The sequence below is a fragment of the Microbispora oryzae genome, from assembly GCF_017896165.1.
In the GTDB taxonomy this organism is placed as follows: Bacteria; Actinomycetota; Actinomycetes; order Streptosporangiales; family Streptosporangiaceae; genus Microbispora; species Microbispora oryzae.
Map to the genome: position 1 here is coordinate 68,730 of NZ_JAFCNB010000022.1, position 11,512 is coordinate 80,241.

11 protein-coding genes are annotated in these 11,512 nt (G+C 71.4%); 10 read left to right on the forward strand and 1 reads right to left on the reverse strand.

The features are described 5' to 3' along the window. Positions 1-61 precede the first annotated feature (61 nt). From JOL79_RS28525 to JOL79_RS28560, 8 genes are read left to right on the forward strand one after another with little or no spacing between them, the layout of a single operon-like run. The gene (locus JOL79_RS28525) at positions 62-1,324 is read left to right on the forward strand and encodes a M20/M25/M40 family metallo-hydrolase (RefSeq protein WP_210158993.1); all 1,263 of its coding nucleotides are present in this window, start codon (positions 62-64) and stop codon (positions 1,322-1,324) included. After that, positions 1,321-2,112 (forward strand): FadR/GntR family transcriptional regulator, encoded by a 792-nt coding sequence (locus JOL79_RS28530; RefSeq protein ID WP_210158994.1) that lies wholly within the window; start codon positions 1,321-1,323, stop codon positions 2,110-2,112. The genes JOL79_RS28525 and JOL79_RS28530 overlap by 4 nt, the downstream gene beginning before the upstream one ends. Further along, on the forward strand, positions 2,109-3,068 hold the full coding sequence (locus JOL79_RS28535) for an ABC transporter permease (RefSeq protein WP_210158995.1): 960 nt from the start codon (positions 2,109-2,111) through the stop codon (positions 3,066-3,068). Before JOL79_RS28530 ends, JOL79_RS28535 begins: the two co-directional genes overlap by 4 nt. Continuing rightward, entirely contained in the window at positions 3,065-3,931 is an 867-nt protein-coding gene (locus tag JOL79_RS28540; RefSeq protein ID WP_210158996.1) for an ABC transporter permease, read from the forward strand. The genes JOL79_RS28535 and JOL79_RS28540 overlap by 4 nt, the downstream gene beginning before the upstream one ends. Continuing rightward, on the forward strand, positions 3,928-4,935 hold the full coding sequence (locus JOL79_RS28545; protein WP_210158997.1) for an ABC transporter ATP-binding protein: 1,008 nt from the start codon (positions 3,928-3,930) through the stop codon (positions 4,933-4,935). The genes JOL79_RS28540 and JOL79_RS28545 overlap by 4 nt, the downstream gene beginning before the upstream one ends. Beyond that, the gene (locus tag JOL79_RS28550; RefSeq protein ID WP_210158998.1) at positions 4,932-5,930 is read left to right on the forward strand and encodes an ABC transporter ATP-binding protein; all 999 of its coding nucleotides are present in this window, start codon (positions 4,932-4,934) and stop codon (positions 5,928-5,930) included. Before JOL79_RS28545 ends, JOL79_RS28550 begins: the two co-directional genes overlap by 4 nt. 13 nt (positions 5,931-5,943) lie before the next feature. Continuing rightward, positions 5,944-6,744 (forward strand): alpha/beta fold hydrolase, encoded by an 801-nt coding sequence (locus tag JOL79_RS28555; protein ID WP_210158999.1) that lies wholly within the window; start codon positions 5,944-5,946, stop codon positions 6,742-6,744. Positions 6,745-6,756: 12 nt separating this feature from the next. Next, complete coding sequence (locus JOL79_RS28560) at positions 6,757-8,343, forward strand: ABC transporter substrate-binding protein (RefSeq protein WP_210159000.1); 1,587 nt, start codon at positions 6,757-6,759, stop codon at positions 8,341-8,343. Here JOL79_RS28560 and JOL79_RS28565 read toward each other — a convergent pair. Continuing rightward, positions 8,333-9,622, reverse strand: a complete 1,290-nt coding sequence (locus tag JOL79_RS28565; protein ID WP_210159001.1) for an acyltransferase family protein — start codon at positions 9,620-9,622, stop codon at positions 8,333-8,335. The two genes, JOL79_RS28560 and JOL79_RS28565, sit on opposite strands and share 11 nt — an antisense overlap. Before the next feature lie 200 nt (positions 9,623-9,822). Between JOL79_RS28565 and JOL79_RS28570 the strand changes: the two genes are divergently transcribed. Both JOL79_RS28570 and JOL79_RS28575 read left to right on the forward strand, forming a co-directional pair. Further along, complete coding sequence (locus JOL79_RS28570; RefSeq protein ID WP_307848790.1) at positions 9,823-10,653, forward strand: ABC transporter ATP-binding protein; 831 nt, start codon at positions 9,823-9,825, stop codon at positions 10,651-10,653. Then, positions 10,643-11,482 (forward strand): ABC transporter permease, encoded by an 840-nt coding sequence (locus JOL79_RS28575; RefSeq protein ID WP_210159003.1) that lies wholly within the window; start codon positions 10,643-10,645, stop codon positions 11,480-11,482. Before JOL79_RS28570 ends, JOL79_RS28575 begins: the two co-directional genes overlap by 11 nt. Positions 11,483-11,512: the final 30 nt, after the last annotated feature.

Sequence of the window (11,512 nt, forward strand, 5' to 3'; positions counted from 1 at the left end):
GGGCGGCCTATTTATGGTCTGTGGACCAGACCTTATACCGAATCACACCGATGGAGGTGGCATGCTCAGCGGGGAGGCCCTCGACGGCGCGGTCGACGCCCTGGCGGAGGACGCGTTCGCCTTTCTCGAGCGCCTCGTCGCGGCGCGGAGCACGATCGGGCACGAGGCCGCGGCCTGCGAGGTGTTCGGCGCCGAACTGGAGGCGTCCGGCTTCGGCGTGGAGCGGCTCCCGATTCCGCCGGAAATCGTCGCCGATCCCCTCGCCGGGGTGCGCCAGGTTCCCTACGACGGGCGCGCCAACGTGCTCGGAACCCGGGGCGGGAACGACGGGCGCTCCCTCCTGCTGAACGGCCACCTCGACGTCGTGCCCGCCGGCACACCGGAGGCGTGGGCCAGTCCCCCGTTCCTGCCGGTCCGCAGGGACGGCCGACTGTACGGGCGGGGCTCGGGCGACATGAAGTGCGGGTTCGCCATGGGGCTGCTGGCCGTACGGGCTCTGGACGAGGTGGCGCCGGGCTTCGACACCGGGCGTCTGATGTTCCTCGGCGCCATCGAGGAGGAGTGCACGGGCAACGGCACCCTCTCCGCCGCCAGAGCCGGGGTGCTCGCCGACGCCGTCGTGGTGCTCGAACCCACCGACCTCGGCATCCTCACCGGCGGTGTCGGCGTGCTCTGGCTCGACCTGCGGGTGACGGGCCGTGCCGCGCACGCGCAGTCGGCGCATCTGGCCGTCAACCCGGTGGACCTGTGCCTGACCCTCGTCCAGGGGCTGCGGGACTGGTGCGCCGGGTTGCCGCAGGAGGTGCCGGATGAGGCGTTCGCCGAGCTGGACAGCCCGTACAACCTGAACCTCGGTGAGATCTCCGCCGGCGACTGGCCTTCCAGCGTCCCGACGGAGGCTCTGGCACGGATCCGCGTGGGATTCCCCCGGGCCTGGTCCCCCGGCGAGGCCGAGAGGCGGGTCCGTGCCGCCATCGACGACATCGTGGCCCGCGACGGCCGCTTCCCGTCGGCGCCGGAGGTCACGGCCACCGGATTCCGGGCCGCGGGCTACGCCCTCTCCGCCGGGCACCCGCTGTCGGCCGCGATGGCCCGGGCCCACCGGGAGGCCCACGGCGATGACCCGCGCGAGTTCGTCCTCGGCGCCACCACCGACGCCCGCTTCTACGTGAACGACTTCGACGTTCCCGCGCTCTGCTACGGTCCGCGAGCGTACGACATGCACGGCGTCGACGAGAGCGTCGACCTGCGGAGCATCGTCGACGGCGCCAAGACGCTCGCCCGGTTCCTCCACCGGTGGTTCCAGCCGGAGGTCCGGGGATGAGCGAGATCTTCGAGACGCCGCTGCTGAACGAGCTTCAGCGCGACAGCACCGACCCGCTCGCCGAGCCCATCGTGGTGCGCAACGCGCCTGAGCAGATCGTGGAGCGCCTGGTCACCGCGGTCGCGCTCGGCGTCTACGTGCCCGGCCAGGCGCTGCCGCCCGAGCGCGAGCTCGCGAGCCTGCTCGGCGTCTCCCGGGCGACGGTACGGGAGGCACTGCGCCGGATGACCGAGAGCGGCTTCATCGAACAGCGCCGCGGGCGCAACGGAGGCTCGTTCGTGCTGGAAGGCTGGCGGCCGTCCTCGGCGGACCTGATCCGGCGCCACCTCCTGCCCAACTGGTCACGCTTTGAGGCGTTGTTCGACGCGCGGCAACTCCTGGAACCGGTGATCGCCGCGACGGCCGCGCGACGCCGCGGCGACGGCGACGTGGCGGCGCTCTCCCAGGCGCTCGTCGACTATCGCGAGGCCACGGACCGCGAGGAGTCCCGCGTCGCCGACGAGCGGCTGCACCGCGCGGTGGCGGAGTCGACGCACAACCCGGTCCTGGTCGGCCTGAGCGCGCAGATCCGCACCAGGATCAGCCTCGAGCTCGGCGCCGAGCCGTACACGCCGGAGATCCGCCGGGTCGCGGCCGTGCAGCACGGCATGCTCGCCGAGGCCGTGATCGAACAGGACCCCGGCCGCGCCCACTCGATCGCCCTGGAGCACTTCGGCCTCACCGAAGGACTCGTCCGGGATCTCGTGGCGCGGGTGGGCGAGGCGGCGACCCGGGAGAGTGACGGATGAACCATCGACTGCGCTTCGTGCTCCGGCGGCTCGTCCTGACGATCCCCGTGCTGCTCGTGATGAGCGTCTTCATCTTCCTGATCATCAGGCTGGTCCCGGGGGACCCCGTGCGCACCATGCTCGGTTTCCGGGCCACCCCGGCGGCCGTGACGCAGGTGCGGGCCCAGCTCCACCTCGACGACCCGCTGTGGGCGCAGTACCGCGACTGGATCGCCGGGGTCCTGCACGGCGACTTCGGTGAGGACTTCGTGAGCAAGGCGCCGCTCGGCGAACTGCTCGCCCAGCGGATTCCGGTCACGCTGGAGCTCACGCTGCTGTCGATGATCCTCGCCGTGGTCGCCGGAGTGCCGCTCGGAGTCCGGGCCGCGGTCGGCGGCCGGTGGGCACGCCGTCTCACCGAGGGGTTCGTCGTCTTCGGCGTCAGCGTCCCGGACTTCTGGCTCGGCATCATGCTCGTGCTGCTCTTCGCGGGCACGCTGACCTGGCTGCCGCCGTCGGGATACATCCCGTTCACCGACGACCCCGCCGGCAACCTGCAGTACATCCTCCTGCCGGTGCTCACGCTGGCCGCGGCCGAGACGGCGTACATCATCCGGACGACCCGCGGCTCGATGCTGGGGGTGCTGGGCCGTCCCTTCATCGTCTACCTCCGGGCGAAGGGCACCCGGGAACGTTCCATCGTCTACGGCCACGCCCTGCGGAACGCGGCGGCCCCGATCGCCACGGTCGTCGGCATCCAGTTCGGCGTCCTGCTCGGCGGCGCCATCGTCGTGGAGACGCTGTTCGCGCTCCCGGGGGTGGGCCGGCTGATCGTCACGGCCATCAACCAGCGCAACTACCCGGTGGTGCAGGCGGGCCTCTTCGTGGTGGCCACGTTGTTCATCGTGGTCAGCCTGATCACCGACCTCGTCGTCGGGTTCATCGACCCGCGCGTCTCCGACAGGGGGCAGTCGTGACCACGACCATGACCGTGACGTCAGGTGTTCGCCGGGCCCGGTCGGCCGTGGGCGCGCTGCCCCGCTCGGCCCGGGCGGGGGCGGCCATCCTGGTGGTGCTGGCGGCCGTCGCCGTCCTGGCGCCGCTGATCGCGCCGCACGATCCCAACGCCATCGACTCCGCGCGCATCCTGGCAGCGCCCGACCTGGGACACCCGTTCGGCTCGGACGCCCTGGGCCGGGACGTGTTCAGCCGCACCGTCTTCGCCTTCCGGACGAGCCTGTCGATCGTGTTCGCGGCCGTCGCCGTGGCCTCCCTCGTCGCGCTGCCCCTGGGCACGCTCGCCGGCTACTTCGGCGGGTGGGTGGACCAGATCATCTCCCGCCCCCTGGACATGCTGCTCGTGCTTCCCGCCCTCCTGCTGGCGATCAGCCTGATCGCCATCGTGGGCCCCGGCAGCCTGGTGGCGGCCCTCGCGATCGCGCTGATCTACCTGCCCATCCTCGCGCGGGTGCAGCGGGCGTCGGCCCTTGTCGTCTCGCAGTCGGGGTTCGTCGAAGGCGGCAGGGCCAGAGGATGGTCGCCGCTCGCGGTGATACGCCGGCACGTCGTCCCGAACGCGCTGGGGCCGCTGCTGGTCCAGGCCGCCATCCTGGCAGGGTTCGCGGTGCAGATCGAGGCCGCGCTCAGCTTTCTCGGCCTGGGCACGCAACCGCCGACCCCCTCGCTCGGGCTCATGCTCTCCGACGGCCGGGACGTGCTCACCCAGGCGCCGTGGGTCGAGATCTTCCCCGGGCTGGCCATCGCGGTCGTCGTCCTCGCCTTCAATCTGCTCGGTGACGGCCTGCGCCGCCACCTCGACCCGCAGGGGGTGGTCTCGTGAGCGAGCGGGCCGGTCGGAACGGCGGCGGCGCCGTTCTCGAACTGCACGACCTGAGCGTGCGGATCCCCGTGTCCGGCGGCCGGTGGGTGGAGGCCGTCGGCGGCGTCACCCTGACCGTCGGCTCGGCGGAGATCGTCGGGCTGGTCGGCGAGTCCGGATGCGGCAAGTCGACGCTCGGCGGGGCGATCATGGGCCTGCTGCCCGGCGGGTCGCGGGTCGCCGGGGAGGTGCTGCTGCGCGGGCAGGACCTGCGCGGGCTCGCGGAGGAGGACTACCGGCGGATCCGCGGTGACGACATCGCCCTGGTCAGCCAGGACCCGTCGGCCAGCCTCGATCCCACGTTCCCCGTGGGCGCCCAGGTGGCCGAGGCGATCCGCAACCACCGCGACGTGAGCCGCCGCGCCGCGCGCGAGCGCGCCGTCGAGCTGCTGCGCGTCGTCGGGATCCCCGATCCGGGCGCCAGGTACGCCGATCCGCCGCACCGGTTCTCCGGCGGCATGAAGCAGCGGGTCGTGATCGCCGCGGCTCTGGCCAACGACCCGGCGGTGCTCATCGCCGACGAGCCCACGACCGCGCTCGACGTGACCATCCAGGCCCAGATCCTCCACCTGCTGCGCGACCTCACCGTGCGCAGCGGAACCGGGGTGCTGCTGATCACCCACGACCTCGGCGTCGTCGCCCAGGTCTGCGACCGCGTCGCCGTCATGTACGCGGGACAGGTGGTCGAGCAGGGCACGGTCCGCGAGGTCTTCGCCCACCCGTCGCACCCGTACACCCGGGCGCTGCTCGAATCCCAGCCCGCCGCCCACCACCGGAGCGGAGACCTCCCCGTCATCCCCGGCCGGGTCCCCGACCTCAGCGAGCCGCCGGCCGGGTGCCGGTTCGCCGCGCGGTGCCCGCGGGCGCACGACCGCTGCGCCGCTCCTCCGCCCGAGATCCGTACGGCCGGCGGGGGCCGCGTCTCCTGCTGGCTGCACCACGACACCGCCCGGGAGGCGCGATGACCGGCCTGCTCGACGTGCGCGGAGTCGTCGTCACGTTCCCCGCCCCCGGGGCCGGGCCGCGCCGCCGGCGTGTGCACGCCCTGTCCGGCGTCGATCTCAGCATGCGGCGCGGGCAGACCCACGGGCTGGTCGGCGAGTCGGGCAGCGGGAAGAGCACGCTCGCCCGCTGCGTCCTGGGGCTCCAGCGGCCGGACGAAGGGTCGGTCGTCTTCGACGGCACCGAGATCGTCGGCCTGCGCGGGAAAGCGCTCCGAGAGGTGCGCAGGCGGATTCAGCCGGTCTTCCAGGATCCCCTCGGCAGCCTCGATCCCCGGTGGACCGTGGGCCGCAGCGTGCGCGAGTCCCTCGACGCGTTCGGCGTGGGGTCGGCGCTCGACCGAGAGCGGCGGGTCAAGGAACTCCTCGACCTGGTGGGGCTCTCACCGGACCACGCCGACCGGCACCCTTCGCAACTGTCCGGCGGCCAGCGCCAGCGCGTGGGAATCGCGGCGGCGCTCGCCAGCGGCCCGGACCTCATCGTGGCCGACGAGCCGGTCAGCGCGCTCGACGTCAGCGTGCAGGCTCAGATCCTCAACCTGGTGTCGCGGCTCCGGCGCGACCTGGGCGTCGCCGTGCTGTTCGTCAGCCACGACCTCGGCGTCGTCGAGCACGTCAGCCAGGAGGTCAGCGTCATGTACCTCGGGCGCATCGTGGAGACCGGTAGCCGGGAGGAGCTGTTCGCCGAGCCCGTGCATCCGTACACCCGGGCGCTGCTGGACGCGATCCCGGTGCCTGAACCGGACGCCCGGCTGGTCCACGTCCCTCTGCCGGGCGACATCCCCAGCCCGATCGACCCGCCGCGGGGGTGCCGGTTCCACCCCCGCTGCTCGCTCCGGGTCGACGCGTGCTCGCGGGAACGCCCCCCACTGCGGCCCGTCACGGCCGCCCATCACGTCGCCTGCCCCGTGGCCCTGCAAGCCAGGTCGCAGGCCGGCACCGCCCCTGTCGAGCACTGATCCGGAGGTTTCCGTGCCCACCGCCGATGTCAACGGCATCACCCTCAACTACGAACTCGAAGGCGAAGGACCGGAGACCGTCGTGCTGGTCAACGGCCTGGCCGACGACCTGCAGACCTGGGAATTCCAGATGCCCGCCCTGCTCGACGCCGGGCTGCGTGTCCTGCGCTTCGACAACCGCGGCATCGGCTCGTCGGACAGCCCGGCGGGGCCGTACACCTCCCGGCTGCTCGCGGACGACGCGAAGGCTCTCGTCGACCACCTGGGCCTGACCGGCGTCCACCTGGCCGGGGTCTCGATGGGCGGCATGATCGCCCAGGAGTACGCCCTGGCGTACCCCGGCGACCTGAAGTCCCTCACACTCGCCTGCACCTACGCGGCGCCGGGGCCGTTCTGCTCCCGGATGTTCTCCCTGTGGGCCGACATGGCCCGTGACATGGGCGTGCCCACCGTCATGCGCGACGTCCTGCTGTGGGCCTTCACCGTGCCGTTCTTCGAGGAGCGTCCCGAGGAGGCCGCGGCGTACGACGAGGCCATGGCCGGGCTGACCATGCCCGTCGACGCCTATCTGGCCCAGCTCAACGTGATCCAGACCCACGACACCACCGAGCGGCTCGCGCAGATCACCGCGCCGACGCTGGTGCTCGCGGGCGAGGAGGACATCCTCATCCCGGTACGGCTGTCGCGGCGTCTGCACGAGGGCGTGCCGCAGTCCCGGTGGGCGACCGTGCCCGGTGGCCACGCCTGCCTGTGGGAGACGCCCGAGCCGTTCAACACGACCTTCATCGACTTCGTCCGCGCCCACTCCGGCTGATCGGGAGACACAATGACCAACAACCCCGGGCAGGGCCTGCCACGGCGATCCTTTCTCCAGCGTGCCGGGCTCCTCGGGCTGGCCGTCGCCGGCGGCGGAATCGTCTCGGCCTGCTCGCCCAGCGGCTCGAAGGCCGGGGCGGCCGCCGGCTCCGGCGCCCCGGCGGCGGGCGGCGTGCTGAAGGCCGCGCTGACCGGCGAGCCCGACAGCCTCGACCCCGCCGTGTCCTCCGTCTACACCGGCGCCCAGGTGTACGACGGCATATTCAGCAAGCTCGTCGACCTCGGGCCCGACGGCCAGGTCGTCCCCCGGCTGGCCACCAAGTGGACGCCCACCGACGAGAAGACCTGGACCTTCGACCTCGTCGGCAACGCGTACTTCCACAACGGCGAGAAGTTCACCGGCGACGACGTGAAGTACACCTTCGAGCGGATCCTCAACCCGAAGACCGCGAGCGCGTACGCCCCGCTCTACGCGCCCATCGACGCCGTCGAGGTGGTCTCCCCCACCCAGGTGGTGTTCCACCTGAAGACGTCTTTCGGGCCGTTCCTCACCAACCTCGCCAACAACGGCGAGATCGTCAACCAGAAGGCCGTCGAGTCCAAGGACCCCGCCCGCAACCCGGTCGGCACCGGGCCCTTCCAGTTCGTCGAGTGGGTACAGGGTGACCACATCACGCTGAAGAAGTGGGACAAGTACTTCCGCTCCGGGCGGCCGTACCTGGACGAGATCGACTTCCGCTTCCTGCTGGTCGACCAGAGCCGCGTCGACGCGCTCTCGGCCGGGGAGATCAACTGGGCCGACGCCGTCCCCCTGCAGCAGCTCGCCACGCTGAGCAAGGATCCCCGCTTCACCTACACGAGCAGCCCGGTCGCCGGCATCCCCGACTTCCTCGCGATGAACGTCGCCAAGGCGCCCTTCGACAAGAAGGAGGTGCGGCAGGCGATCGCGTGGGCCATCGACAGGAAGGTGATCCGGCAGATCGCCTACTTCGGATCGGGGGAGGTCGGCGTCGAGGAGGTGCCCAGCGGCTCACCGTGGTTCGACGGCGTCGACCCGTACGCCTCGGGTCCCGACCTCGCCAAGGCCAAGCAGCTGCTGGCCGCCGCCGGCTACGCCGACGGACTGACGATTCGCTATCTGGGCCTGCCGCAGTATCCGGAGCTCCTGAAGACCGGCGAGGTGGTCGCCGACCAGCTCAAGCAGATCGGCATCACGATGCAGATCGAGCAGGTCGACGTCTCCGTGTGGTTCGACAGATACTCCAAGGGCGACTACGAGATCACCAGCGCCTACCAGGAGCGGACGATCGACCCGGACAACTTCTACTCCCTGGTGGTGAAGACCGGCGGCTCGATCAACGCGATGAAGTACTCCAACCCGAAGGCCGACGCCCTCATCGACCAGGCGGCGGCGTCCACCGACACGGAGACCCGCAAGAAGCTCTACGCCCAGATCCGGGCGATCGTACGGGACGACTGCCCGCTGATCTTCGTGCACTACGAGACGCTGAACTACCTCATGCAGAAGAGCGTGACCGGTTCCGTCGTGAACCCCACCCTGGAGCTCAACCTGGAGGATGTCGCCGTCACCCGATGACCCCTTTCTGCCGCGGCTCCGATTTCGTCCGCGGCTCCGAGCCCCGGGGCGGCCGTGGGCGCATCCCGAACAGGAGACGGACCGGCGGAAGGCGGCGCACCAGCAGGTCGTAGACGGCCAGGGTGAGGACGAGCGAGACCGTCGCGATCACCGCGTATTTTACGGCGATGGGGGCGTCCCAGCGGACCACCGGGTAGGCGACCGCGACCACCACCGGCTGGTGCAGCACGTAGATCGGCAGCACCCCCTCGGCCAGGTAGGCGTAGACCCGCCGCCGCGTGCGGCCGCCGTTGTTGCCGTCACCGCCGTCTTCCCGGGCGGCGCGGCGGCGGCCGAGCCGGTCGATGAGGGCGAGGATGCCCAGCACCCAGCACCATCCGGCGACGCCGTACAGCGCCCGGGCCGCGACGGCCGCCGGAGCCATGCCGGTGAACGGGTCGCCGGGCGCCATGAGGAACATCGGCAGGCCCGCCGAGGGGAACACCAGGCCGCAGACCACCACGATCGGCGTGTCGCGGCGCAGCGCGTCACGCAGCCGCCCGTCCGCCGCGAACGCGAAGCCGTACAGGAAGAAGATCAGGTACGCCCAGCGGCTCCAGCCGGCGTACTCCTTCTCCAGGCCGAGCAGCGCGCTGACCAGCCCGAGCGGCAGGCCGGCGAGAAGCGCGAAACCGCGCCGCGCCGCCAGCGCCGCGAGCCGCTCCCGCGCCGCCGACGCCACCCGCGCCGGGGTCAAACGCACGACGGGCGCCAGCATGAGCGAGAACGCGAGCAGCAGGACGACGAACCACAGGTGACCGGTCTCGAAATGCTCGCCCTGAATGACGAACGGGAATTCCGTCAGGTCGAAGCGTATCCGGAAAAAGCGCGGCAGGAACCGCCAATATGATTCGTGATAGGCGGGATCGGCGCGCAGGCGCAGCCATTGCGGCACGGGGATGAGGGTCACGGTCGCGAACGCCAGCGGCACGCCGAGCCGGCGCATCCTCTCCACGGCGAAACCGCCCGGGCCCCGCCGCCGGAGCGAGTGACGGGCCCCGAAGCCCGCGATGAAGAACAGCACCGGCATCGCCCAGAGCACGGCCACCCCGGCGATGAACGAGGTGAACTCCACGGTCTGGGCGTTCTTCACGTAATAGTCGTCCTGGCTGTCGAAGACCAGGGAGGCGTGGAAGAACACCAGGCCGACGACCACGATCATCCGCACGAGGTCGAGCTCGGGCCGCCGTCGCGCCGCCGTGGGAGCGTCATCCGTGGCCACCGGCGGTTCGACTCGCATGGCGGCCACGCTACCCGGCCGCGTGAATACCGTACATATATCGGTGCTGACCGGTTCTTCCGGCAACTAGTTGCCATCCGGCCCGTTCTCCCTTTGTCGTTATCGTGGGGCGGACAGCAATTCAGCCGCGAATATCCGGCGCATAACCGGGAGCTCGGCTCCATGCGGATTTCCCGCGAATCGGAGGTGACGCGTTGCTGGTGGCAACCGACCTGGTAAAGCGGTACGGCACGGTGCGGGCCCTGGAGGGCTTCACGCTGAGCGTGGCGGCCGGCGAGATCGTCGGGCTCGTCGGGCACAACGGCGCCGGTAAGTCGACCTTCGTGGAGATCGTGTCCAACCTGGTACGCCCGGACAGCGGCACGGTCAGCATCGACGGCAGGCCGCCGGCCGCGGCGCGCGGCCGCATCGGCGTGTCGCCGCAGCACATCTCGCTGTACCCGTCGTGCACGGTGCGCGAGCACCTGGAGCTGTACGGCAAGCTGGCGGGGCTCAGGGGGCCCACGCTCCGGGAGGCCGTCGACGAGCTCGCCGTCGTCCTGCGGCTCACCGAGATCATGGACCGGCGGACGGGCAAGCTCTCCGGCGGCCAGCAGCGCCGCACGCAGGCCGCGAGCGCGCTCGTGCACCGGCCTCCGCTGCTGCTGCTCGACGAGCCCACCGCGGGCGCCGACCTCGAGACCCGCGAGGCCATCCTCGACGTGGTCAAGCAGCGCGCGGGCGAAGGCGCGGCCGTCGTCTACACCACTCACTACCTGCCCGAGCTGACCGAGCTGCGGGCCACGATCGCGGTCGCCCGCGACGGCCGGATCATCGCCCACGGCTCCTACGAGGAACTGGTCAACGATCTGCCGGGCGAGGTGCGCGTCAGGCTCGACAGCGAGGAGGAGATCAGCGTCTCCACGCACGAGCCGACGGTGACGCTGATGGACCTGCTCCGCCAGATCGACCGGCCGATCAGCTCGGTGGACGTGCGCCATCCCTCCCTGGACGACCTCTACCGATCTCTGGCGGTTCACGATGCTCCTTGACAACGTGCCGAGCGCGCCCAGCGCGTCCGGCGTTCCGGGCGTCCCCGGGGGCGCGGAGGCGCCGCGCTCCGCGCGGCTGCTCGACTCCGTCCACCGCATCGGCGCCCTGGCCAGGCACAACATGCTCATCCGGCTGCGCGACCCCGGGCAGATGATCAGCTACATCGTCATGCCGATGGTCCTCATGCTGGTGCTCAAGCCCCTGTACGTCCGGGCCGTCGACGGCGGGGCCACCCAGGTCGCCACCGGCCTGATGGTGATGTTCTCGGTCTTCGCGATGGCGATGGTGGGCAACGCCATCCTGTCGGAGCGCACCTGGCACACCTGGGACCGGCTGCGCGTGAGCCGGGCGTCGGCCCCCGAGCTGCTCGTGGGCAAGGTGCTCCCGCTCTTCGCGGTGATGGTCGTGCAGCAGACGCTGCTGCTCGTCTACGGCTGCCTCGTCATCGGCCTGCCCGTCCCGCCCGCCCCGCACGTCGTGCTGCTCGCCATCGCCCTGTGGGCGTTCGCGCTGCTCGCGGTGGGGGCGGCGCTCGCCACGGTGGTACGCAGCCACGGTGAGCTCAGCGTGATCACCGATGTGGGAGCACTCACCCTGAGCTCGCTCGGCGGGGCGCTCGTGCCGCTGAGCATCATGCCCGACTGGGCCCAGTTCGCCGCGCACGCCTCGCCCGGCTACTGGGCCCTGATCTTGATGCAGGCCGCCGTACGCGGCGACGTCGCGGGCGCGCTTCCGTCCGCCGGCGTGCTGCTCGCGATCGGCCTGCTGGCCGGGGCGTTCGCCGCCCGGCGGCTCGCCCGCGGCTGGGCCCGCGGCGGACTCATCTGAACCGATGCCGGCAACTCCAGCGAAGAGGGG

Excerpts from the sequence above, each read along its gene's own strand:
- JOL79_RS28560 (WP_210159000.1), top strand. The coding sequence starts at position 6,757 with ATGACCAACAACCCCGGGCAGGGCCTGCCACGGCGATCCTTTCTCCAG.
- JOL79_RS28530 (WP_210158994.1), top strand. The coding sequence starts at position 1,321 with ATGAGCGAGATCTTCGAGACGCCGCTGCTGAACGAGCTTCAGCGCGAC.
- JOL79_RS28575 (WP_210159003.1), top strand. The coding sequence starts at position 10,643 with ATGCTCCTTGACAACGTGCCGAGCGCGCCCAGCGCGTCCGGCGTTCCG.
- JOL79_RS28550 (WP_210158998.1), top strand. The coding sequence starts at position 4,932 with ATGACCGGCCTGCTCGACGTGCGCGGAGTCGTCGTCACGTTCCCCGCC.
- JOL79_RS28525 (WP_210158993.1), top strand. The coding sequence starts at position 62 with ATGCTCAGCGGGGAGGCCCTCGACGGCGCGGTCGACGCCCTGGCGGAG.
- JOL79_RS28535 (WP_210158995.1), top strand. The coding sequence starts at position 2,109 with ATGAACCATCGACTGCGCTTCGTGCTCCGGCGGCTCGTCCTGACGATC.
- JOL79_RS28565 (WP_210159001.1), bottom strand. The coding sequence starts at position 9,622 with ATGCGAGTCGAACCGCCGGTGGCCACGGATGACGCTCCCACGGCGGCG.